General features: G+C 38.9%; 20 protein-coding genes. 6 read left to right on the top strand and 14 right to left on the bottom strand.

Features of this window, described 5'->3' with window-relative positions:
- Nucleotides 1-298 precede the first annotated feature (298 nt).
- From B9T28_RS11105 to B9T28_RS11095, 3 genes are read right to left on the bottom strand one after another with little or no spacing between them, the layout of a single operon-like run.
- Nucleotides 299-1,753, bottom strand: coding sequence for an NAD(P)(+) transhydrogenase (Re/Si-specific) subunit beta (locus B9T28_RS11105; RefSeq protein ID WP_086204053.1), 1,455 nt, complete (start codon nt 1,751-1,753; stop codon nt 299-301).
- 12 nt (nt 1,754-1,765) lie between these two features.
- Nucleotides 1,766-2,080, bottom strand: a complete 315-nt coding sequence (locus B9T28_RS11100) for a proton-translocating transhydrogenase family protein (RefSeq protein ID WP_086204052.1) — start codon at nt 2,078-2,080, stop codon at nt 1,766-1,768.
- Between the two features lie 11 nt (nt 2,081-2,091).
- On the bottom strand, nt 2,092-3,219 hold the full coding sequence (locus B9T28_RS11095; RefSeq protein WP_086204051.1) for a Re/Si-specific NAD(P)(+) transhydrogenase subunit alpha: 1,128 nt from the start codon (nt 3,217-3,219) through the stop codon (nt 2,092-2,094).
- Nucleotides 3,220-4,113: 894 nt separating this feature from the next.
- Here B9T28_RS11095 and B9T28_RS11090 point away from each other — a divergent pair.
- Both B9T28_RS11090 and B9T28_RS11085 read left to right on the top strand, forming a co-directional pair.
- A complete protein-coding gene (locus tag B9T28_RS11090) occupies nt 4,114-5,040 on the top strand; it encodes a DMT family transporter (protein ID WP_086204050.1) in 927 nt (308 codons plus the stop codon).
- 12 nt (nt 5,041-5,052) lie between these two features.
- Nucleotides 5,053-5,943 (top strand): LD-carboxypeptidase, encoded by an 891-nt coding sequence (locus B9T28_RS11085; RefSeq protein WP_086204049.1) that lies wholly within the window; start codon nt 5,053-5,055, stop codon nt 5,941-5,943.
- 12 nt (nt 5,944-5,955) lie between these two features.
- On the opposite strand, the gene soxR is transcribed toward B9T28_RS11085, so the two are convergent.
- Complete coding sequence (gene soxR / locus B9T28_RS11080; protein ID WP_086204048.1) at nt 5,956-6,447, bottom strand: redox-sensitive transcriptional activator SoxR; 492 nt, start codon at nt 6,445-6,447, stop codon at nt 5,956-5,958.
- 70 nt (nt 6,448-6,517) lie between these two features.
- On the opposite strand from soxR, the gene B9T28_RS11075 reads away from it, so the two are divergent.
- Together B9T28_RS11075 and B9T28_RS11070 are read left to right on the top strand one after the other, a co-directional pair.
- Nucleotides 6,518-6,946, top strand: a complete 429-nt coding sequence (locus B9T28_RS11075; protein ID WP_086204047.1) for a RidA family protein — start codon at nt 6,518-6,520, stop codon at nt 6,944-6,946.
- A gap of 21 nt (nt 6,947-6,967) precedes the next feature.
- Nucleotides 6,968-8,158 (top strand): MFS transporter, encoded by a 1,191-nt coding sequence (locus B9T28_RS11070; protein WP_086204046.1) that lies wholly within the window; start codon nt 6,968-6,970, stop codon nt 8,156-8,158.
- Nucleotides 8,159-8,367: 209 nt separating this feature from the next.
- Here the strand turns inward: B9T28_RS11070 and B9T28_RS11065 are convergent, their stop codons facing one another.
- Nucleotides 8,368-9,012 (bottom strand): HEPN domain-containing protein, encoded by a 645-nt coding sequence (locus B9T28_RS11065; RefSeq protein WP_086204045.1) that lies wholly within the window; start codon nt 9,010-9,012, stop codon nt 8,368-8,370.
- Nucleotides 9,013-9,218: 206 nt separating this feature from the next.
- On the opposite strand from B9T28_RS11065, the gene dusA reads away from it, so the two are divergent.
- Nucleotides 9,219-10,223, top strand: a complete 1,005-nt coding sequence (gene dusA / locus B9T28_RS11060) for a tRNA dihydrouridine(20/20a) synthase DusA (protein WP_086204044.1) — start codon at nt 9,219-9,221, stop codon at nt 10,221-10,223.
- A 33-nt stretch (nt 10,224-10,256) separates the two neighbouring features.
- Here dusA and B9T28_RS11055 read toward each other — a convergent pair whose 3' ends face one another.
- The 9 genes from B9T28_RS11055 to B9T28_RS11015 form a co-directional block, all read right to left on the bottom strand.
- Nucleotides 10,257-11,162: a LysR family transcriptional regulator gene (locus B9T28_RS11055; RefSeq protein WP_086204043.1), complete on the bottom strand. Its 906-nt coding sequence runs from the start codon at nt 11,160-11,162 to the stop codon at nt 10,257-10,259.
- Nucleotides 11,163-11,428: 266 nt separating this feature from the next.
- Nucleotides 11,429-12,199 carry a tRNA threonylcarbamoyladenosine dehydratase gene (locus B9T28_RS11050; RefSeq protein ID WP_086204042.1) on the bottom strand — a complete coding sequence of 257 codons (771 nt, stop codon included), beginning with the start codon at nt 12,197-12,199 and terminating at the stop codon, nt 11,429-11,431.
- Between the two features lie 133 nt (nt 12,200-12,332).
- Nucleotides 12,333-15,092, bottom strand: coding sequence for an aconitate hydratase AcnA (acnA, locus tag B9T28_RS11045; RefSeq protein WP_086204041.1), 2,760 nt, complete (start codon nt 15,090-15,092; stop codon nt 12,333-12,335).
- Between the two features lie 115 nt (nt 15,093-15,207).
- Complete coding sequence (locus B9T28_RS11040; RefSeq protein ID WP_434057135.1) at nt 15,208-16,035, bottom strand: TatD family hydrolase; 828 nt, start codon at nt 16,033-16,035, stop codon at nt 15,208-15,210.
- Nucleotides 16,035-17,024, bottom strand: coding sequence for an RsiV family protein (locus B9T28_RS11035; RefSeq protein ID WP_086204040.1), 990 nt, complete (start codon nt 17,022-17,024; stop codon nt 16,035-16,037). Before B9T28_RS11035 ends, B9T28_RS11040 begins: the two co-directional genes overlap by 1 nt.
- A gap of 91 nt (nt 17,025-17,115) precedes the next feature.
- The gene (locus B9T28_RS11030; RefSeq protein ID WP_143222614.1) at nt 17,116-17,928 is read right to left on the bottom strand and encodes a hypothetical protein; all 813 of its coding nucleotides are present in this window, start codon (nt 17,926-17,928) and stop codon (nt 17,116-17,118) included.
- A gap of 101 nt (nt 17,929-18,029) precedes the next feature.
- Nucleotides 18,030-19,622 (bottom strand): peptide chain release factor 3, encoded by a 1,593-nt coding sequence (locus B9T28_RS11025; protein ID WP_086204039.1) that lies wholly within the window; start codon nt 19,620-19,622, stop codon nt 18,030-18,032.
- A 116-nt stretch (nt 19,623-19,738) separates the two neighbouring features.
- Nucleotides 19,739-21,805 (bottom strand): bifunctional diguanylate cyclase/phosphodiesterase, encoded by a 2,067-nt coding sequence (locus tag B9T28_RS11020; protein WP_086204038.1) that lies wholly within the window; start codon nt 21,803-21,805, stop codon nt 19,739-19,741.
- A gap of 205 nt (nt 21,806-22,010) precedes the next feature.
- The gene (locus B9T28_RS11015) at nt 22,011-24,197 is read right to left on the bottom strand and encodes a carboxy terminal-processing peptidase (protein ID WP_086204037.1); all 2,187 of its coding nucleotides are present in this window, start codon (nt 24,195-24,197) and stop codon (nt 22,011-22,013) included.
- A gap of 185 nt (nt 24,198-24,382) precedes the next feature.
- Here B9T28_RS11015 and nagZ point away from each other — a divergent pair, with 185 nt between their 5' ends.
- Nucleotides 24,383-25,402, top strand: a complete 1,020-nt coding sequence (gene nagZ, locus B9T28_RS11010; RefSeq protein WP_086204036.1) for a beta-N-acetylhexosaminidase — start codon at nt 24,383-24,385, stop codon at nt 25,400-25,402.
- Nucleotides 25,403-25,448: the final 46 nt, after the last annotated feature.

Below are 25,448 nucleotides of genomic sequence, written 5' to 3'. Positions count from 1 at the left end.
CTCTCCAAAATACTCGTCATATCTATCCAACATCTTAGTAATGATACGTCAATAGCAGCAACACTCCTATGATCACACGCATAATCATCAGCGTAAAGAAACGGATAATCTCACAACCTACTCCAATAGCAACCAACCTATGGATGCTACCTAAATTAAAATCACCTACTACATATAATTAACAAAACAACAAGATAGATAATAGAAATTCTAGAGCAACCAAACCCACCACCTCACTCTTCATTTCAAAATAAAAAACCACCCGAAGGTGGTTTCTAAAAAATCAATCTTTTCAGTATTAGTGGCTAGAACCATTAATGGCTTTAGTCATATCTTCAACCACTTTCTTCGCATCGCCAAAAATCATCATAGTCTTATCGTTATAGAACAAGTCATTGTCTAGACCTGCATAACCTGTCGCCATTGAGCGTTTAATTACCATAATGGTTCGCGCGCGATGTGCTTCAAGAATTGGCATACCATAAATAGGTGAAGTCGGATCATCTTTTGCCGCAGGATTGACCACGTCATTCGCACCAATTACCAGTACCACATCAGTTGCTGGAAAGTCAGAGTTAATCTCATCCATCTCTAAGATGTCTTCATAAGCAACATCAGCTTCAGCCAACAATACATTCATGTGGCCCGGCATACGACCTGCCACAGGGTGAATGGCAAAACGCACTGTTACACCTTGTTCTTTCAAAATATGCGCAAGTTCTTTCACTGCATTCTGTGCACGACCTTGTGCCATACCATAACCCGGTACAATCACAACACTATCTGCATTCGACATTAAGAAGCCGGCATCATCCGCAGAACCTGAACGGTGGTTACGCTGTACTTTATCGCCTGATGCTGCTGTTGGTGCCGCCGTGCCACCCATTGCACCACCAAACAATACATTGATGATTGAACGGTTCATGGCTTTACACATGATGTAAGACAGAATCGCACCTGATGAACCCACCAGTGAACCCGCAACAATCAACATATTATTTTCAAGGGTGAAACCAATACCCGCTGCCGCCCATCCAGAGAATGAGTTCAATAGCGATACCACAACTGGCATATCACCACCGCCAACTGGCGCAATCCAAACCCAACCTAAAACCAATGCCAGAGCTGTCATTGCCCAGAATGCTTGCATATTACCCGTAGTGAAGAAATAAACACCACACGCCAACATTGCAATAAAAACTAAAGCTTGAACAGGTTTAACCCATGCACCCGAAATAGTTTTCGCCCACTTTTTCGCAGCCAATTTACCATAAGCAAATACAGAGGCTGTGAAAGTAATCGCACCGACAAAACACCCTACAAACAATTCAAATAAATGAACTTTACTCATATGTGTATGTTGAATACCCGCCGCAGTTAAAGCCGCTTCATTCTGAGTAAATAACGCTGTTAATTGGTTGTTATGTAAAATTGCTGCAATTGCAATCAAGACTGCAGCCAAACCAACTAGCGAGTGCATCAAAGCCACAGTTTCTGGCATTTGTGTCATAGGTACGGTACGTGCACGAGCAATACCTACAATTGCACCCAGTACCATCGCACCACCAATCATCCAGAACACAGGATGATTAGCAACGAAGAATGTCGTTACAACAGCAATCGCCATTGCGACCATACCGTAACGGTTACCTTGAATTGCAGTCTTAGGACCGGACAAACCACGCAGCGTTAAGATAAAGAGGATCGCGCCAACCAGATATAACCAGTTTGCATTTGCTTGAATAAATTCCATGTCAATGCCCTCTTATTTCTTTTGCTTAGGCTTGAACATTTCTAGCATGCGTGCAGTTACTGCAAAGCCACCAAAAATATTAATACTTGCCAAAAATACAGCAACCGCACCAAGTACGCTTACAACGTTAACACTTTGGAAAGCCACGTTTGCATCCATCCCAATACTTGGCATACCTACAGTTTGTAGCATTGCACCAACAACAATAATGGATGAAAGTGCATTGGTTACCGCCATGAGTGGCGTATGTAGCGCAGGTGTTACCCCCCAAACCACGTAGTAACCCACAAAGATGGCAAGGACGAAAATTGTAATCGTTTCAACCATAAAATTTCTCCTTAACCACGCTTTAACAGCACTTGGCCGCCATGAGTTACCAATAGAGCTTTTTGAATTTCATCTTCTTGGTTGACCACAAAGTTTTTCTCTGCATCAAACAAAGTTTCTACGAAATTAAAAACGTTACGTGCATACAGCGCTGAAGCTTCAGTCGACACTGTAGAAGGAATATTCGGAATACCTAAAATTGTGACACCATTGCTCGTGACAATATTTTCACCGCATTTAGAGCCTTCAACGTTACCACCTGATTCAACCGCCATATCAAGAATGATTGAACCTGGTTTCATTTTGGTCACAGTTTCAGTCTTAATTAAACGTGGCGCATCACGACCAGGCAATAGTGCTGTGGTAATCACAATATCGGCATTTGCAACAGCTTTATCAACAATGGCAGCTTGATCTTTGATGTATTGCTCACCCGGCATCCAGCCATAACCATTTTTCGCAGCATCAGCAGCTTTTTGCTTCTCTTCATCAGACATTGGAACGTCTAACCATTTACCACCGAGAGACTCAACTTGATCACGTGCAGTCGGACGTAAGTCGGTTGCTTCAACCACAGCACCCAAACGTTTTGCAGTCGCAATCGCTTGTAAGCCTGCAACACCGACTCCCATAATCACAACACGCGCGGGTTTAACCGTACCCGCAGCGGTCATCAGCATTGGAAACATGCGTTGATATTCTGCCGCTGCCAAAAGTACAGATTTATAACCTGCTAAATTGGCTTGAGAAGACAAGACATCCATATTTTGTGCACGAGAAAGCGTACGAGGCAAGAGCTCCAATGCAAATGCAGATACTTGTTGTGCTGCAAATTGATCGAGTAGCGTATTTCGGTATGGGTCAAACATTGCAATTAAAGCGGTATTCGCAGCAATTTTTTGAATTTCATCACCTTGTGGCGAGCGAACCTTCAAAATCATTTGACTACCGGTATAAGCATCTTCCGTAATTTTGGCACCGACTTGTTCATAAGCGCTGTCAATATAGGCCGCCTTTACACCAGCTCCACGTTCAATGACTACGCTATGACCTGCGCTAATCAATTTTTTTACTGTCTCTGGCGTAGCAGCTACACGATTTTCACCGGCGACTGTTTCAGTTGGGATTCCGATCTGCATGAGCATTCCTCAAGCTAATTTTTCTTCAAGCAAACATCGTAAATAACGATGTTTCCCCCTAGGATGCATTGTTCTGAATTTTTGGATTCTAATTGAACTAATTTAAATTACTACCCAATATTTATTTAATAAATGACTATATTTTGAACTGATCGTTCACAAATATAATTATTCGACATACCATATATATATTTCAGTGATATTAAAATCTAGATTCGGAGTTCCAATTTCACCCATCTATAACATTTCTTTTTTCTTACTTCTTTTATAAGTTAATCATTTCAATCTGCCTCTCCTGAATACGATTGACTCTTTCAACAAAATTTTACACTGTTGCATGTTTTCCAAATCACTTTATTTATATAGAAAACCTGACGCCATATTGCACACTTTTTAACTAAATTTGCATTTCTGACAATTTATAACAGATAACTTAGCAGATTCGTTGGCTGATAATTGACTATTCTTAGTCAGCATTGTGAGTCACTTTTGAAATGTAAAATTGATTTCATTCATAATTCAATAGACTTGGCTGGGCTCAAACAATTTCATTAATAGAAGCTATAAATGTAGAGCAATAATCTTTTTAAAAAATTTATTCGCCATTTTGCCAGATGATGATGCTTGGCAAAAATCACTCTAAAAACACTCAATTCGCACCAAATTGATGCAATTTTAATCATAAATTTGTTTTATAAACGCACATATTTTTATTTATGATTACGAATTCTTAAACCTAAAAAGATCAATTCTCCCACTCTACACTTGATTCACATTCCATTTTTTGTTCAAACTGATTCTTTTTTTGCATTTCACCTCTAAAGTGAAAATCTTTATACTCAAGCTTCAATATTTTATATCTCAATATAAAATAGATTCTGCACAGTTGGTGGTATGAAATTAAAATTATCAAGCACGCAGTTAGGTTCTATTTTTGCGCTATGTGCTGCGTTTCTCTTTAGCACCAAAGCCATCTTTATTAAACAAACCTATGCACTCTCTCCATTGGTGGATGGCACGGTCTTAATGGCTCTGAGAATGGTAAGTGCATTACCTTTCTTTGTTCTGATCTGCTGGTTAAATCGTCATCGCAATAAAAACATCCCCATAAAAGATTGGATGCTGCTTATTTTGGCTGGATTAATCGGCTATTACTTTTCGAGTTGGTTAGATTTTACCGGCTTGATGTATATCAGTGCCTCCTTGGAACGTATCATTCTATTTTTATATCCAACCTTAACTGTGATTGCATCGAGTGTTATTTATAAACAAGCATTAAGCTTCAAAAGCATTTTTGCAATCACTTTAAGCTACGGCGGAACAGTGATTGTAATGCTACAAGAACAAAGTACCGTGCCACATGAAGGTGATTTTTGGTTAGGTGTCAGTTTGGTATTTGCGAGTGCCATTAGCTTTGCTAGCTATTTATTACTGACACCACGTCTCATTCAAAAATTTGGTTCTTGGAATTTTTCTGGACTGGCCTTAAGTATTGCCTGTTTGGGAACATTCACTCATTTTATAATCGCTACACCGAACCCGATGAGCTTGCTCAATCAATTGCCTTCTGAAGTCATTTGGTATGGGATTGCATTAGGTTTATTCGTCACCGTCCTTCCGACCATTCTCATTGCACAAAGTATTTCACGTTTAGGTGCAGCCCAATCGTCCATGATTGGCTCAATTGGCCCGATTCTGACCATTATGCTAGCTGTGGCTTTTTTAGGCGAACACATGAATGCAATACAATGGTTTGGTTGTCTGCTAAATATTATTGGTGTCATGATGGTGACCTTGTCTAAAAAGAAACTCGCACACTAATTAGGACTAAACATGCATTTTAGAATTGTCTCTCCAAGCGCTTGCGTCGATATTGAAAAAATACAACTGGCACAAAATCTACTTAAGAGCTTAGGGCATCAAGTGAGTTTATCTGAACATGTTTTTTCTCAATATCGTTATTTGGCAGGAACCGCGGAGCAACGTATTCTCGATTTAAAAAATGCCTGCTTAGATCCAACTGTGGATGCCATTTGGTGTGGTCGTGGTGGTACTGGTGCTGCTGAATTGGTGCCACATTTAGATGATTGGATTTTAAATAAACCGATTATTGGGTATTCGGATAGCACGGTTTTATTGAATTATATTGCAATGCATGGCGGACAAGCTATACACGGCCCTGTGTTTCAGGAAATTGCCGTCAAAAATTTGAATAACCAACCACTTTCCGATGATGCATTAAAGGTCATTAACTTACTTTCAATAGCGCAAATTACAGATGAATCAAACAAGAATAGTCCTTATGCTTTATCTGCATTGAACACCTCTGCGCTGCAACAGTTAAAACTTAAAAAGCTACATATTTTAGGCGGAAATTTAACTGTTTTATCTAGCTTACAAGGTACATCTAATGCCCTTAAATTAAAGCAACCCAGTATTTTATTCTTGGAAGATGTCGGTGAACCCTATTATCGTTTGGAACGTTCGTTAGTCCAACTCCTACAAAGCATGGATACAACGCAGCTTAAAGCGGTCGTGCTTGGAGATTTTTATCAATGTCCACAAAAAAATGTACCGCATAGTATTGCCGAAATCTTCAGTGAGCATTTCAATCCATTGGCCATCCCCCTTTATCAAGGTGATTGGTTTGGTCATGGGATTCATAATCGTCCATTTTGGATTGGTCAATTTGGATCAATACAAGATTCACAACTCATCATCTAAAATTTCAGTAGATCAAACATTCTGGCTCAATAAGCTAGTGAGTACATCTTGAAAATGCGCCCCTGCCGACTCCTGTGCAAATTGATCTTCTGGATTCCGTAGTGGGCACTGTTTCAATGACAAACATCCACAGCCAATGCATTTATCCAATTGCTGTCGGAGTTGCAATAAGCTCACAATATTTTGATCTAATTGGGTTTGCCACACTTGCGACATCTTTTTCCAATCGTGTTTACTGGCAACCTCATGCTTAGGTAAAACAGAAAATGCATCCTTGACCTGTTGTAAACTAATTCCCACTTGTTGAGCGACTTTAATAATCGCTACTCGCCTCAGCATGGCACGTTGATAGCGCCGCTGATTTCCTTCAGTTCGAGTACTCCAAATAAGTTCTTTGGTTTCATAAAACCTTAAAGCAGGCACACTGACATCACTCCGTTCAGCCAACTCACCAATACTGAGCCATTGATTTAATTGTTTTTGATCATCAATTTTATCTATCAATTTATGCTTGACCTCAAGTTAACTTGAGCTTTAATACTAACAAAATTATCCAACAAGTCATGAAAAATTTATGAATTCGAAAATTGGTTTTCCAATGTGCTCCTTTCAAGTCTTTAACCCAAAGACACTTTATAATCCACGACCTTTTGCGTATAGTCACGTTGCTGAAGTTAGACACTTTCTACGTGTACTTCACATTTCAGGACAAGGTGGTGAAAACCAACGAGGACAACTATCTCTAGATTTTGCTGAACAGACGCATCAGGCTTTTTTAAATTTAAAAAATGCTTTGGAATCGGTTGATGCCTCTCTTTTAGATATTGCTGTTTTAAGAATTCTAGTGGTTGATCATAGCTCTAAAAAGCATCAGTTTTTAATTCAGGAAATGCAACAGCTTTGGAAAGATCAAGATTTTCCTGCTTGTACACTCATTCCTGTTCCGTGTCTTGCAATACAAGGTATGCTCATTGAAATTGAAGCTACTGCTTATTGTATGTAACAAAACAAGCTAGGAAGTCTTATGAATCCCCCACTCGATATTAGCCAAAATAAACCCTTATTATGGCTCATGGCTATTGCCTGTGGTTTATGTGCTGGTGCCAACTATTACTGCCAACCCCTCATACACTCCATTCAACAATATTTTAATGTGCCAGAATCACAAGTGGCTTTGACCGTTACTTTTGCTCAGGTGTCTTATGCTCTAGGACTATTATTTATTGTACCTGTGGGTGACATTGTAAATAAGACCAAGTTCATTCCAGTACTCATGTTCTTTGCCGCAATTGGTTTATTACTTTGCGCCTTTGCCGTGAATTTACCCATGCTATGGGTCGGAACCATTATTGCTGGGCTTTTTTCTGTAGCAGCACAAGTCCTGATTCCCTTGGCAACCATGGCAGTAAAACCTGAAAAAACTGGAGAAGTGGTTGGATTTCTCATGAGTGGTTTATTAGTAGGACTGTTACTTTCTACCAGCTTAGCAGGACTGCTATCCAACTTATTCAATTGGAAGTTGATTTATGCAGTGAGTGCAGTACTCATGCTTATTATCGCTTTTTTACTCAAATCAAAATTACCGCATGTGCCTATCATGAAAATGAGCTATGCCAAAATTTTCCAATCGATGGGTCATTTACTCAAGCAAGAGCCTCGCTTACTGTATCGAGCATTGGTGGGTGGTTTTGCCTTTGCTGCCATGAGTATTCTATTTTCTACCATTGCAGTATTACTCACCTCAGAACCGTTTAATTTACCGGATGTGTTGGTTGGGGTAGCGACTCTGATTGGTGTTTTTGGTGCATTATCGACCACTAAAATTGGTAAAATTGCAGACCGTGGACACACTAAAGCACTGACTTGGATTGGGATCACAATTCTTGCAATCAGTTGGGGCTTCCTTTATTTCGGTGGACAATCGCTAATAAGTTATGTGATTGGTTATGGCATTATCAATTTCGGTTTAGCCACGGTACATAGTAGTAATCAAAATATTATTTTCAGATTACGTCCTGATGCTAAATCTCGAATTAACTCAATTTATATGACCATTTATTTTATCGGTGGTGCATGTGGTTCTGCCTTGGGTATTTATGCATGGCATCATGGTGGATGGGCCATGACCTGTGTTGCGGGACTCTGCCTAGTAATTGGCTCAGCTTTTTTTGCTTTATTGGATATGCTTTATCATTCAAAAGTACAGACGGCTTAAATAAAAGATCATCTCTCAATATCAAAAATTATCGTAAAACAACGCAAGATAGCTGATATGAATGTCATCTATCTTGTGAGCTATTCAGACATATGTTCAGCTAATAGAATTTGATTTATTTTTAAGCATGAAATTTTAGCTAAATATTGCAGCGACTAAATCGTATATCAGTAAAATTTAAATTTCCTTTTAAAGATAGTGTCTAAAAACTAAGACATCTGAACAACTGGATAAAAAGGTTGTTCTAGATCCAGAGTTTGAGCATTCTCTAATAATAGGCGAATATAAATAGGAATGAATGCAGATAAAACATAACAACTATCTTGTAATTGCTGGCGATGCACTGAACTCTTATAGGTGACACCACCAGATATAACTTGAAGTCTTAACGTATATAAGCGATTAAAAACCATATATAAAATATCAATGGTATCCTTTTTTTGCAGTGCTTGATGAACTTTTTGCTTTTCCAACTCGAACTCTTTTTTCCAAGCGAATTGGCTAATTCTATTATTTTGATAATCCCAAAATGTTTGGAAAGCATAAGGATTATCTAACAGTGCTCGAATAGGTAAGCTCATTTTTTCCCAAGTAATATGATGAATCCGCTGCTCACAATCTACTTGAAACATAGCAATTAAAAACTGTTTAAATTTTTGATGATCATGCGTGATAAGCAACTCCTGAGCATAAATTGCATTAAATGAAACCCAAAGGCAGATAAATTTCAGCTCTAAATCGTCATCCAATTGCTGGGATTTTTTAAACCAACTCAGTCCACGATGAATTCTTAAATTAAATTGATCGGTATTTTCACACTTTTTACTTTTAAATATTTCTTCTAAAACGAACATTGTACCCCCAACAATTATTTTTATTGATTCTTCAACATACGTAAATATTGTGTATTTAACAATACTGCCATCCGCTAGATTATTCTTGTTTTTACACTAAAAATCATATTGTTAAACCACACTAACAATACAATTCATAGGCTTTACTGTTGCTTTTCAAATAAAGCACGTATAATTCTGCGCTCTCAATGTTCTAGGTCTAGTCTATGTCTTCAATCCAAGCTTTACAGCCCCGTATCTCGGTTGCCCCGATGATGGATTGGACGACACGTGATTATCGTCTTTTTGCACGCCTATTTAATCCAAATGCAATTTTATATACTGAAATGGTGACAACAGGTGCCATTCTATTTGGTGGAGCAAACCGTCATCTAGACTACAATAACGAAGAACACCCGATTGTGTTGCAGCTCGGCGGCTCAAACCCCAAAGATTTAGCAACCTGTACTAAAATGGCTCAAGATTGGGGCTATGATGAAGTCAACCTCAATGTTGGCTGCCCAAGTGACCGAGTACAAAACAATAAGATTGGCGCTTGCTTAATGGCTGAGCCCGACTTGGTCGCAGAATGTATTGCCGAAATGCGCAACGCAGTTGATATTCCAGTTACAGTCAAGCATCGTGTTGGCATTGATGACATGCAGTCTTATGAAGAGATGCTGCATTTCGTCGACACTGTTGCCAAAACAGGTTGTGATAATTTTATTGTGCATGCTCGTATTGCATTGCTGCAAGGATTATCGCCAAAAGAAAACCGCGATGTTCCACCTTTACGTTATGAAGATGTTTACCGTTTAAAGCAAGATCGTCCAAATTTAATCATTGAGATCAATGGTGGAATTAAAACTTTTGCTGAGACTCAGGAACATTTAAAACATGTTGATGGTGTGATGATTGGTCGTGAGGCCTACCATAATCCGTACTTATTGGCTGAGCTTGGGCAATTGTGGAATTTAGAAGCACCTAATCGTTTTGAAATTATCGAGCAAATGCTACCTTATATTGCTCAACGTCTGCAACAAGGTGCGCCGCTTTCGATTATTACTCGCCATATTTTAGGTTTATTCCAAAATCTTCCGGGTGCTCGTAAATGGCGTCAGGCTTTAAGTGGCGGTAATGCCAAAACTTTTGCTGATCTTGAAAATGCCATTCAAAACATTAAAGAGACCATGCAACGTACTGAAGATTATTTGCAAGAAAATCAAGCCTAACAAAATAAGGCTCCTAATCAGGAGCCTTATTTTTCACATTAAAATTTGTACATTAAAATAATCTGCCAGTGCTGCCGCACAATCTTGAACCCGTTGCTCTTTCTCTTTGCTCCATAGCATCACAACTTCTGAAAGCACTCCTCCATTTTCCAAAGGTAATAATTGCGCCTGTTCAGGTAAAATACTGTGGAATTCTTCAGGCACGATACAAATCCCCAAGTGTGCCGCGACCAATTGTAATTGAGATGCTTTTCTAGATTGAATTTGAGCTTTTTTAGGTAAAAAACCCTGCGTTAGACATAAGTTTGAGACCAAATAACTTAATCCACCTCGCGTTGCATGTGGTGTGGACACAAACTCTTCTTCTCTTAAATCACGAATCTGTACTGCCTTGGCATGACCAAAATGTGGATGTTGTTTATGACATGCTAAATATAAAGGCTGAGTATAAATTGTCACAGCATTCAACTCATCCAAAGTGTGTAAAACAGGTGGTCGAATAAAGCCGATATCAATTTCACCCTTTAACAGCGCCATCACTTGCTGTTCGAAAGATAGCGTATTGATTTCAAAATTAACCTGATAGGTTGAACTCACCGATTTTAATGCTTCTATCTTATCCATATTCATGACAATACTACTGGAGTGTGCAATTTTAATGATCTGATCAGCACCCTTTGCAATATTCTGTGAGAACTCAATAATTTCAGCCATATTATATAAATTATTTTTAATTTTTTGATAAAATACCTCACCTGCAGATGTCAGCTTGATGCGCTTTTTAGTTCGATCAAAAATCTGAAAATCTATCTCTTCTTCAAGTAATTTAATTTGTCGACTTAAAGCAAACTGTACAATAAATAATTTTTCAAAAGCTGCGGTAAAACTACCGTCTTCTATAATTTTAATCAGATAATTAAATTGCTTAAGTGTTGGCATACACATCTCAAAATTAGATAGATAGCTCTCTTTTCTGTATTAGATTAGATCATTAAGTTTCACTAGAATTTTAAGACTTAATGAAGCAATAGAAGAGATCTTTTATGCATACCGCTAAGAAAATCGGAATTCTTATGCTCATTGTTTTATTTATTTTATTTTTCAATTATTACGACAGCAAATTAGCCAATATTTCTAGAAATAAATCTCATTACATTCAAGATGATCAGCTTCCACTCAATGATTAATCCAAATAAAAGCGAAGTCTAAGACTTCGCTTTTTTCATGTCTAACTTTTTCAAGACCTCTGCCACAGCAATCATGGCGAAACTAGACGTCACCACTACGGCTGAACCATATCCACCACAGCGTAATCCTGCACTTGCACATACATCAGCACTTGAAAATGGATTATCAATTGAATAGACACAACTAATCCCAAATTTTTCTTTGGGCTTTTTACAAATACCTTTGGCACGCAATTGGGTACGAAGTTTTGCCAACATTGGGTCTTGTTCAGTTTTAGATAAATCAGCGACTCGGATCTTGAGTGGATCTAATTTCCCACCCGCTCCACCAGACACAATCAATGGAATTTTATTAAAACGACAATGCAACATGAGTGCTAATTTGGCTTTCACATCATCGATGCAATCCAACACAATATCTGGCGTCTTGGTTAATATTTCAGCCACATTTTCAGGGGTTACATAATCATCAATTAAATTAATTTTAATGCGTGGATTAATTGAATAACAACGCTCTGCCATTACCTCAATTTTCTCACGCCCTAAAGTTGCAGTCATTGCAGGCAGTTGACGATTGATATTGGATGCCGCAATAGAGTCCATATCGACTAAGGTGAGTTCACCCAGTCCTGTCCGTGCTAATGCTTCTACAGCCCATGAACCAACACCACCAATACCGATCACCATGACATGACTTTTTTCATAATGACTAAAAGTATCCTCTCCATAAATTTTTGCTACACCTGCAAAACGGCGGTCATATTCATCATCTTGGAGCAGATCAGTCATTGCTTACATCGAAATTAATTTACGTATGCATATTTTACTGTTTTTCTTGAATGACGTCTTGTCTGTCTTTACAAATAAAAAAAAAGCCCTTCTTTTACGCAGGGCTTGGAGAACTCTAAATTCTTGATTAAAACTATTCAGCGGTAATCATATTACGCAATACATAATGCAAAATACCCCCTGCTTTAAAATATTCCACTTCATTCAAAGTATCAATACGACATAACACTTTGAAACGATCTAATGAACCATCTGCACGTTTTACCTCCACATCAAGCATTTGATGTGGTTGTAAATCATCAGATAAACTATGGATCGATAAAATTTCATTTCCCGTCAAATTTAAACTCTGACGCGTTTGACCATCTACAAACTGTAATGGAAGCACGCCCATTCCCACCAAATTTGAGCGATGAATGCGCTCAAAACTCTCGGTAATTACGGCCTTCACTCCCAACAAATTAGTTCCTTTTGCGGCCCAATCTCGTGATGAACCTGTACCATATTCTTTACCCGCAATAATCACCAAAGGTATTCCAGCGTGTTGATATTGCATAGAGGCATCATAAATGGACAGTTTTTCATTCGTTGGCACATAAATCGTATCGCCTCCTTCCTCGCCACCCAACATTTCATTTTTAATCCGAATATTGGCAAAGGTGCCGCGCATCATCACTTCATGATTACCACGGCGTGAACCATAAGAGTTGAAGTCTTTGGGATCAACCCCTTGAGCTTGTAAATAACGCCCGGCTGGGCTGTCTTTTTTAATATTTCCTGCTGGTGAAATATGATCTGTGGTAACTGAATCACCAAGCACCGCGAGTATTCGTGCATTTTCAATATTTTGAATTGGTTTGGCAGGTTGATCAATTCCTTCAAAAAATGGGGGGTGGCGAATATAAGTTGATTTTTCATCCCACACATAAGTTTTCGTTTTTGGAATTTGAATAGCTTGCCACTTGGCATCCCCATCAAATACAGCTGCATATTCTTTATGGAACATCGCTGTACTGACATTTTGTAGTGCCTCATCAATTTCCAATTGCGTTGGCCAAATATCTTTTAAATAAACATTCTTCCCTTGCTGATCTATGCCCAAAGGTTCAGTGGTAATGTCTTTGCGAATTGTCCCCAACAAACCAAAAGCGATCACCAAAGGTGGTGATGCCAGCCAATTAGTTTTGACCAAAGGATGAACACGCCCTTCAAAATTACGGTTTCCCGAAAGTACCGAAGCTACATTCAAGTCATAACATTGAACGGCATCCTCAATCGGTTGAGGTAATGGTCCAGAATTACCAATACATGTGGTACAGCCATAACCGACCAAGTTATATCCCAACTGATCTAAATATGGCATTAGACCTGATGCTTTAAGATAATCTGTTACGACTTTAGAACCGGGTGCTAATGAACTTTTTACCCAAGGTTTCCGATGTAAACCTTTCTCAATCGCTTTTTTTGCCAATAAACCTGCGGCCAGCATAACGCTTGGATTGGAAGTATTGGTGCATGAGGTAATGGCTGAAATCACGACATCTCCATGTACCAATGGATAGCGTTTTCCATCAATCACGCAGTGTGGATGATCATTCTGTAAAGAGGAATGCATAGCATCAACTGCAGCACCTGCCCCACCCTCATTAATCAAACGCTCTTGTTCTATTTTTGCAGGTTTTAAATCCAGCTCCATTAACGCATTAAACGTCGCTGGAATATTAGGTAATTCAACACGATCTTGTGGACGTTTCGGCCCAGCGACACTTGCCACCACGCTATTCATATCTAAGCTTAATGTATCGGTAAAAATGGGCTCATCACCCATATTCCGCCATAATCCCTGCTCTTTACAATAGGCTTCAACCAAAGCAATTCGATCATCTTTCCGCCCCGTCAAGCGCATATATTGCAAAGTAATTTCATCAACAGGAAAGAATCCACAGGTTGCACCATATTCAGGTGCCATATTGGCAATCGTAGCACGATCTGCCAATGGTAAATCGGCTAGACCATCACCATAAAACTCTACAAATTTCCCAACTACCCCTTTTTTACGCAGCATTTGCGTGATGGTTAAGACTAAATCTGTGGCAGTAATGCCTTCTTTCAATTTACCTGTGAGTTTAAAACCAATCACTTCAGGAATCAGCATGGAAATGGGTTGGCCCAACATCGCAGCTTCCGCTTCAATACCGCCTACGCCCCATCCCAATACACCTAGACCATTAATCATGGTGGTATGCGAATCTGTGCCGACCAAGGTATCAGGAAAAGCATAGGTGTCTCCATCACTCTCGCCCAACCATACGGCTTGGGCAAGATATTCTAAATTCACTTGGTGACAAATGCCTGTACCCGGTGGCACTACCCTAAAATTATTAAAACCAGATTGTCCCCAGCGAAGGAATTGATAGCGCTCACCATTGCGCTGCATCTCAATTTCAACATTTTCATCAAAAGCCTTATTGGTTGCAAAATAATCCACCATAACCGAATGATCAATCACAAGGTCTACTGGAGATAAAGGATTAATACATTCAGGATCAATCCCTGCTTTTTCAACAGCGGTACGCATCGCAGCTAAATCGACTACTGCGGGTACACCAGTAAAATCTTGCATCAAAACACGTGCTGGACGGTACTGAATTTCTTGATCAGAGGTTTTATTCTTCTGCCAATCGACCAAGGCTTGAATATGCGCTTTCGTTACAGTTTTATTGTCTTCAAAACGCAATAAATTTTCTAAAAGGACTTTGAGTGATTTGGGGAGTAATGAAATATCTCCGAATTGATTCTGAGCATCTTTTAAACTAAAAATTTTATACGTAGCGGATGCTAACTTAAGTGCCTTTAAGGCATGAAAACTATTGATATCACTGTACTTTAGCATAAGTTTATCCTCCAGCTTGGTATAAAGTTATTATTCGGCTGTGCGCAGTGTTGATACTAATGTATGCCAAAAAAAGGGGACGCGTGTTATTGATTGGTTATTTTTAATAGTTAGGCTATTCAGTAGAAAGATGTAAGGCTTGCAGTGAATTTGCCCACAAATGCGTAGCTAAATCTCTCTTGGACATTTGCAAAGTTTGGGCTAATCCCTCCAAAACATAAGGTAAATTCACCGGTGTATTTCGAGTGTGATGTTCATTCGAAGTCTGGCAACATAATGGTGTCATATCAGGACAGTCCGTTTCCAAAACTAAATGTTCAGCACCGATTGCTTGAACGACCGTATGCAACTTTTTTGCATTTGGATTGGTAATTTGTCCCGTTACACCCAATTTAAATCCAAGTTTAATAAAGGCCTTTGCCTCTTCTACCCCACCACTAAAAGCATGTGCGATACCGCCCTGTTGAAATTGATGTTTTTTTAAAATAGCGAGTACATCTGCATGTGCCTTACGAATATGCAAAAGAATAGGTTTGTTAAACTGTTGTGCTAATTCAATTTGTGCAGAAAAAAAATCTTTTTGTTTTTGGAATAAATCTGATTGCTTATGCTGTTTTAGAAAGGTATCTAAGCCTATTTCACCAATGGCCACGCAATCTTCAGTTGCTAAAATATCAGCTAAATCGGTTAGATGTTTCGTCTGATGCTGCTCAATATAAAAAGGGTGTAGACCCGGTGCTAAATAGCTTTGAGGTGCATGTTGCAGTTGATTCAATTGATGATGTGTATCGATTAAATCTTGGAAACGATTTTGTACAAAACCAATTAAAACCAGTCGCTCCACGCCAACGCTCTTAGCTTGATAAGCCAAACGTTCCCGATCTTGATCAAAATCAGGAACATCAAAGTGCGTATGCGTATCAAACAAAGCATGATGAATCATTATGATTGAGTCTTCTTCTCTGTTGCAGTATCAACAACTTGCACTTTTTCTGGTAAATACTGTTTTTTCAAAATATTTTGTAGTTGAGCATACGGAATTTCAAGACGTGGCAATCCGACCACATAGGGGCCAATTTCATATTCACCGTATTGTAAAATGAGACTCTTTTGACCTAAATAAAAATTCTTAGACAAGATAAATTTCCATACTTGTTCATAGTCCGCAATATTTTCAGCCAACTTGGCATCTGCAACCCAAGTTTTAAATGCTTGATACGCGAGTTTGTCTAAATTGGCTTTTTGATTTGGCAGCAGCACATCATCCAAAGTCATTTGTTTTTGCTGTTTTAAATCAAAATTATAATAAGTCTGTGAAGATGAACCATGTGCTCCACCTAAGTAACTGCTGGTATTTAACACCACCGTCACTAAAGGACCGTCTGCGTTGAGAATTTTAGGGCTCACCATAATATTAATTTTATTACTCGCACCGATTTTTTTTAACTCTTGATCCAAGGCTAAAAATGCAGTGAGATACGGTTGAACTTGCTCAGCCATTTGCTCAGCTGGTGTTTTGATTGCATGATTATTTTGCAGCGTAACACTGGCTTGTTGTTGCTGATCTGCGTGCTCACGCTTACGTGGCTCTTGATCTGTTTCAGTTTGAATGACTTTACTTTGATTACTAATCTCTAAAATTTGTTCAAGATGCTGCAATATGGCTTGATCAATGGTCTTATCTACCACCAACTGATTGGTATGCAAACGATCCACTGAAAACTCTGGACAACTATTTCCATCACATTCAGGTAGATTCAATTGCAGTTTTTCAGTTTCCCCTTGTAATGTTAATGTTGCATCAGATACAGCAGATGCACTCGTCTGTTCAGTATTTTGCGGATGTTGATTGGTATCCTGTTTTTGACAGGCAGATAAACTACCAACTAAAACCAACACGCCAAATACCGCAGTCCGTTTATTCATTAACATCGCACAAGCCTTATACGAAATTTAAAATTAATTACTCATCAATAGCCTAGCTCGTTTAATCCGAATGCTCAATCGAGTTTTGTATCCATCCCTAGAACATTTGTTGAAAAATTTCAGGCTTGAGAATTTGTTGTGTTTGTTGCTTGGTTAAATAAATATCCAATTGTGCCCCATCTTTAACAATTTCACTGGCACGATAATGCAAACCAATTCCCTCACCATCAAAAAACCAATCAGATTGCCCCCAAAATATTTTTTTCGGTGCTGCACTTTGAATATCTTGTGTTTGCGTCTCTAGCCAAGCTTGATATTTCTCTTGTACCCAAGTATTCAGCTGGTTTTGTTGGTTGACTTGAATCACATCTAAAAGACTGAGGGTTTTCTTGAGTTTTCGATCACCCACAAAGAAGTACTGGCGCTCCTTGACAGAAACCTCTGCTTGTAGACTATGTACTGAAACTTGTAGTAATACATATTGATTACGCTGCGAAGCCATACGCGTCTGCATATGCAATTCATAGGCTTTATTTTTACTAAAATCATCCTGCCAAGCATCTGACTTTTTCACATAAGCATCAATGGCTTGTTGCAACGTCATATTTTGCTTTAAATCAATTTGACGTTGGATCACGATGGACTGATTGGTCGCAATCCATTGATTCATCCAAGGATCTTGGGTTTTCAACGTTTGAATATCAATTTCAATACAGTTTTTCTTTTCACAAAAGGGTAAAGCATACTCGGCTTGGGCTGATTGAAGATGCAAATAAGGAAGAATATCTGCTTTCGCTTCTACCACGCTTGGCTCAGATGTTGCCGTCTGATCTTCTTTTTTAGAATCGCATGCCACCAAGCTCAAACTACTCAGACACAGTATGAGCATGATTATTTTTTGATTTTGCATGGACGTGAATCCTTATACGCTTTTAAACAGGTTATTTTTATATAAAAACAGCTTCACGAAGAAGCTGTTTTTATATTTACAAAAATGCTCAGCAGAAACACTTAATGTTCGCGTGTCGCACGGAAATGAATATCAGGATAACGCTCTTGCATAATTTGCAAATTAACACGGCTCGGTGCTAGATAAGTCAAATGACCACCGCCATCTACCGATAATTGGTCATGCGCTTTTTTCTTAAATTCATTGAATTTCTTTTCATCATCACAAGACACCCAACGTACAGTATTAATATTTACAGGCTCATACACACAATCCACTTTGTATTCTTCTTTCAAGCGGTATGCAACTACATCAAATTGTAGCACCCCAACCGCACCAACGATTAAATCATTGTTAAGTTGCGGCATGAAGACCTGTGTTGCACCTTCTTCTGAAAGCTCTTTCAAACCTTTTTGCAATTGTTTCGATTTTAAAGGGTCTTTTAAGCGTACACGACGGAACATTTCAGGCGCAAAGTGTGGAATACCCGTGAAATGTAAATTTTCACCTGATGTAAAAGTATCACCAATCTGAATCGTACCATGATTGTGTAAACCAATAATATCGCCTGGCCATGCTTCTTCAAGCTGCTCACGCTCACCAGCCAAGAAGGTTAATGCATCACTAATCCGTACGTCTTTACCAATACGGACATGATTCATTTTTAAACCTTTTTCATACTTACCCGAACAGATACGCATGAAGGCAATACGGTCACGATGTTTAGGATCCATATTGGCCTGAATTTTAAAGACAAATCCGGAAAAACCTTCTTCTGTCGCAGCTACAGTCCGTTCTTTGGTTGGATGTGCTTTCGGTTCAGGTGCCCACTCAAGGAAAGTATCTAAAACATGATCAACCGCAAAGTTACCTAAAGCCGTACCAAACAATACTGGCGTTTGTTTACCCTGTAAAAACAACTCACGATCTAAAGGATCATTCGCCATTTGTACCAATTCAAGTGACTCTTCAAATGCAGCAAAAGATAAATCGCCGACTTTTTCACGCAGGTCTGGATAGTCATATCCATCACGAATTTCAATCTCGGTAATGGTTGAACCAAAACCCGCCTTATATACATAAAATTTTTCTTCGAGTAGGTTATACACCCCAGCGAAGTCACGTCCAGTACCCATCGGCCAAGTAATTGGCACGCACTGAATTTTTAAAACATTTTCAATTTCATTCAATAATTCAAGTGGTTCACGAATTTCACGATCCATTTTATTGACGAATGAAATAATTGGTGTGTCACGCATACGACACACTTCCATCAATTTAACTGTTCGGTCCTCAACCCCTTTTGCACCATCAATCACCATTAGTGCAGAATCAACAGCAGTCAATGTTCGGTAGGTATCTTCCGAGAAGTCCTCATGTCCCGGTGTATCCAACAAGTTAATCACATGTTTTTTATATGGAAATTGCATCACTGAAGTAGTAATCGAAATACCACGTTCTTTTTCCATTTCCATCCAGTCAGATGTTGCTGCTCGATCCGACTTACGGCTCTTTACCATCCCAGCAACCTGAATCGCTTTGCCCCACAATAACAGTTTTTCTGTCATGGTGGTTTTACCAGCATCGGGGTGGGAAATAATGGCAAACGTACGTCGCTGTGCGACCTGCGCCGCTAATTCATTTTTAAAACTCATGAAAAATACCTACTGCAGAACCGCAGCACAGAGATCAAATTGATCAATATTAAAAATTGGCGATATTGTAGCAGATCAACAGCCATTTTAAATGAGGTGATTTACAAAGCTTATGCTCAATCTCTATAGCAATAGTTTTCTTCTAAACGATCTACCGGTAAAGGCATACCTAACAAATAACCTTGTAATTGCTGACAACCTAAGCGTTTTAGGATGATCGATTGTTGTTCAGTTTCCACCCCTTCAGCCGTCACAATCAAACCTAATCGAATGGCTAACTGAATAATACTTTCTAGAATAATCTCTTCTTTAGAGCCTTCAGATAAATTACGAATAAACTCACGATCAATTTTTAATTCATCTACAGGTAAATCTTTTAAATATAAAAAGCTTGAATGCCCTGTACCAAAATCATCAATCGCTAAACGAATCCCCAAACTTCTTAACTTTTTAAATGTTTGAATACTCGTTTCAATATGATGCATTGCTGTCGACTCAGTAATTTCAATAATCAAACTATTGGCTTTTAACTGATATTTTTGAATTAACTGTTCTAAGGTCTGAATCAAATGCTTATGTTCAAATTGAACTGCGGAAAGATTGACTGCGATTGGAAAAAAATCATAGCGCTTTTCAGTCCACGCTTGGATTTGCATGCAGGCTTGTTCTAGTGCCCAGTAGCCCATTTTAATAATTAATCCAGTTTGTTCCGCACCATCAATAAACATTCCTGGTGCAAGTAAACCCAAGTTAGGGTGTTTCCAGCGAATTAAAGCTTCAACACCACAAATTCGATACTCTGCCGTAAATTTGGGCTGATAAAATAAAACAAATTGCTGTTCTTCGACTGCTTTATATAAATCATTAATCAGCTTAGATTGACTACGATTACTTTGTCGATGGTCAATCGAATAATTAAAAATACTGTAGGTATTACGTCCTTGTTCTTTAGAGCGCAGCATGGCTGCATCAGCAGAAATCAGTAGGTCTTGTAAATTATGACCATGATCAGGATAAAATGCGATTCCCATACTGGCTGAAATATTAATTTCTTTACCTAAAATCCGAAAACTTTCCTGAATTTGTTGCAATACCCTATCTGCCACATATTCAGCTTGAGCTTGCGAAGATTGCTCTAAAATCAACAAAAACTCATCACCGCCAATGCGGATAAGCTGCTGCTGATACTCTAATAGCACATGTAATCTTTGAGCTAATTTAACCAATAGCTCATCCCCAACATGATGTCCGAATGCATCATTGACGGATTTAAATCGATCTAAATCAATATAAATAAATGCAATTTTGCAGTCACTTGTATATGCTGAAAATAAAGATTCAGTATAGTCACCAAGAAATAATCGATTGGGTAATTTGGTTAAATTATCTTGTAAGGCTAAATTCTCTAATTCTTTATTCACTCTTAAGAGTTGTAAATTACGTTCTTCCAAACGAAGTTCAAGCACAGCAACTGCAAATGCTGCAACCAATATTAAACTGGTTACAAATATAATCGCAAAAAGCAAAATCCCATGCCCTTCCTGACCCTGTGGAAGAGTATGCGTCATATCATCTAAACTATAAAATGAAGCTGCTGCCATGCCAGTATAATGCATTCCAATAATGCTAAATGCGATCATACAGGCAATCGAAAACCTAATTAGACGCTTATAATAAATTGCTTTTTTATACTTAAAAGCCAACCAAAAGGACAGACCTGATCCACTGATCGCAATCAGTACTGAAAAAATAACGATTAAAGGATCATAATGAATCTCTTGATTGGGCAACTGGAGTCCCATCATACCAACATAATGCATGCCTGAAATACCTAGCCCCATGAGAAGTGCCCCAAGAACCAATCTAGCTAAAGGTAAGGTCTCTCGGGTAGTCAGCCAAATGGCAAATGTAGAAGCTGCTGCAGCAATAATAAATGAATAAATGGTTAAACCAGGATCAAAAGAATACCCAGCAGGTAAATGACCAGCAAGCATTCCCACATAATGCATACTCCAAATAGCGAATCCAAATATGGAACCACACAAGCAAAGTAATATTCGTTGACGTTTTAAATTGGGTTGTTTAAAAATGCGTTGTTCAAATGAAATACCCCAGTAACAGGTTATAACTGCAATGCATGCAGAACCTATAACGAGATTACTGTCATAACCCATATGAATCATAAAACAACACTTCCAAAATGAATCCATTATTGTTATTAGAAACTAAAAAGAGATAACGCATCACTGCGTAAAGGCTCATCTTTTTTAAGAATATTAATTTCCTTAAAGTATCACTATCCTATTGAAGGTCAAGTTGTTTTTTAAGTAGTATATTGAAAAAAGCATATCGAAATATGCTTTTTTCAATTATACATTAAAACTCTTTTTAATTCGTTTTTTTCAAATTTGCTAAATCGAGCAACACATTCGCAGATTCCATCACAAAAGTCTCCTCTTCAGGTAAAGCTGGTCGCTGATTCGCCTTCATCTTCGCTCTAGATTCAGCCAAAGCATCCAATGAAGCTTGATAACTTTCCCAGTTTGAAAATGGTTTTTGCCCAGTTGCAATTCGTCGCGTATTTTCAGCTTGCAATGATTTCAACTCTAAACTATTTAACTCAGCTTTACGTTGGTCAATATCCAACACGACTTTCTTTTGTTCCTTACTTTGCTGTGCAATATTTTTACGTGTTTCTAACATTTGAAATTGTGGATCTTGAGCCACACGTTTTTGCGATAACACAGTGAGCTGTGGAATATATTTTTGAATTTCACCATCACGCTTAAATGGCGCAGTCGGAATTGTATCCCATTTCAAGGCATTTTTCGCTTTACGCTCACCAAATTCCTCATCATAGATATCCACCAGTTTGATATCTGGGACTACCCCTTTATTCTGAGTACTACCACCAGTGACACGATAAAACTTACGTTGGGTTAACGTTGCTTGGCCATAGGCTAAACTATCTAACTGCACCTGTGCAGTACCCTTCCCAGTAGTCGTACTTCCAATCACCACACCACGGTCATAATCTTGGATTGCCGCAGAATAGATTTCACTCGCCGATGCTGAAGCAAGATTAATCAACACTGCCAACGGTCCAGCATACGTTTGTGCCCCACCATCGGTGTCTTGGAAGACACTCACATTGCCATTCCCATCACGAATTTGAACTACTGGACCTTCTTTAATAACTTGTCCAATCATTTTGGCAACTTCTTCCAGTGAACCACCTGGATTGTTACGCAAATCAATGATAATGCCTTCTACATTTTGTGCTGCCAAGGACTGTAATGCTTTATTGGTATCTTCAGCAACTGAACGATATTCCGTCCCTGCACGGCGTGCACGATAGTTTAAATAGAAAGATGGAATTTCAAGGACACCAAATTTATGTTTTTGACCATCTCGACTAATTTCAACTGTACGGGTACGAACGCCTGCATCTTCTTCTTGAATCACGTCACGAGTTAAAGTCACCACACGTGCTTGGTTCATTGATGCACCTGCGCCTAAGAGCTTCACTGCAACTTTGGTGCCACGCTTACCGCGAATCAAACCCACAATTTCAGAACTTGGCCAACCAATGACATCCACCATTTTGTTACCATCTTGAGCCACACCAATGATGCGATCCCCAGATTTGACTTGTCCCGATTTGCTGGCAGGACCACCATCAACAATAGTTTCAATTTTGGTGTAATCTTCATTGCCGCGTTCTGGACGGATCGACACCCCGATCCCTTCTAATTGCAATGTCGTTTGACGATTCAACTCCATCGCATCCACAGGTGGGAAATAGTTGCTATGTGGATCATAAGTTAAGGTCATCGCATTTAAAATGCGTTCGAGTACATCGTCACTTTTGGTACGTCCAATACGCTCTAACTGACGTGTATAACGTTTCGTTAACATTTGTACGGGGCTTAAATCTTCTGGTGATGCTAAATTTTGACCATTGGCAAGCGAAGGATCATCTTTCAAGGCTTTTTGTTTGGCTTGATCTTCTTGCTTAGAAATCGTCAGATTTATCAGCTGAGAGACCAACGTTTTACGCCAATAGTTCTCCAGCTCTGTTTTGGTCGTAAAAAATGGCGCTTTTTCACGATCTGAATCAATATACTCATGAGGTTGATTCAGATTTTGCGGCTTTTTCAGCTCAGCTAAAATGAAAGTATAGAATTCTTTTAAGCGCTCACGATATTGAGCATGTATGCCATAAGGGCCCGATAAATCACCCGCTTTAAGTGAAGCACCTAAGGTCGCACCATATTGCTTTTTATATTTTTCAATTTCTGGTGCTAAAAATAAAGTATGTTCCGGATCTAAACTATCAATGTACATCTCTAAAATGCGATTCGATGTATTTGCATCTAAGCGCATATTCAAATAATGTTGACGGTCAATCAGCGTTGCCAACTGGCGTGTTACTAAGGCTTGCTCTTGAGTCGGATGAATGGATTGAGAAACGGAAGCAGGATTAGTTTCCGCCATAGCTTGATCGATGGTATGGGTAAAGAACAAACTACCCGTCGCAATAGCAACGGCACAAGCGATTGTTTGAAGTTTCATAAATTCTTAATACTTCCTTGGATTTTCCAATTTCTATGTTGTTTTTCAATCTACACTCAACAGTTTCAAAATCTTAAACAACTTTATCTAGTGTCGTTTTATCATAATCTGGACTGACAAAATGTAGCAAATCATTGCAGAATTCGAGTATTGTTACTTTTTAAAAATACAACCACGGATTTTCTATGATTGGCGCATTGATGCTAGACATCGCAGGTACTGAACTTACCTTAGAAGATATTGAACTATTACAAGCTCCGCAAGTCGGTGGCATGATTTTATTTGCACGAAATATAGAATCTCCAGCTCAAGTTCGTGCTTTAACCGATCATATGCGCCAAATTCGCCCTGATATTTTAATTGCAGTGGATCAGGAAGGTGGTCGGGTACAGCGTTTAAAACATGGGTTTAGTCTACTGCCTGCCATGGGGCAATTTGGAGAACTCTACTTAACTGAACCAGAAAAAGCTTTAGCACTTGCTGAAAAATGTGGCTGGCTCATGGCCATTGAAGTCTTAGCTGTGGGTATTGATTTCAGCTTTGCGCCCGTACTTGATCTGAATGATATTAGTGATGTCATTGGCGATCGTGGTTTTGCACAAAATATGACAGATATTGTCCCACTGGTCGATGCCTTTATGCACGGAATGAAACGTGCCGGGATGGCAACCACAGGCAAACATTTCCCTGGTCATGGCTCCGTCAAAGCAGACTCTCATGTCGCAGCGGCAATCGATACGCGTAGCTATGACGAAATTTATCATAAAGATATGCAAAGCTTTATTAAACTCATGCCACAACTTGATGCACTCATGCCTGCACATGTGATTTATGAAAAAGTGGATCCCAATCCTGCTGGTTTTTCAAAATTTTGGCTGCAAAAGATCTTACGTCAACAGTTTAACTATGATGGTGTCTTATTCTCAGATGATTTAACCATGCAAGCTGCTTGCGTTGCAGGTGGTGCTGATGCCCGGATTCAAGCGGCATTAAATGCAGGTTGTGATATGGGCTTAGTGTGTAATCATCGTGAATCGGCACGTACAGCTTTGGCAGGTATTGAAAACTTACCGTTGCCTAATCAAGAAAGACTGGAACGTATGCGTGGAAAAATTCCCAATATTCAAATTGGAGCACAGCTTGAATTAGGCAATGAATGGCAAGCTGTCAGAAAAGCCATTGAAGAATTTAAAAATTCTCGTTAAAAGATAAAGGAACATCTCAGATGTTCCTTTTTTAATTTGCTTGAAA

Source organism: Acinetobacter silvestris (assembly GCF_002135235.1).
Lineage (GTDB): Bacteria > Pseudomonadota > Gammaproteobacteria > Pseudomonadales > Moraxellaceae > Acinetobacter > Acinetobacter silvestris.
This window is presented reverse-complemented; position numbering and strand designations above follow the sequence as displayed.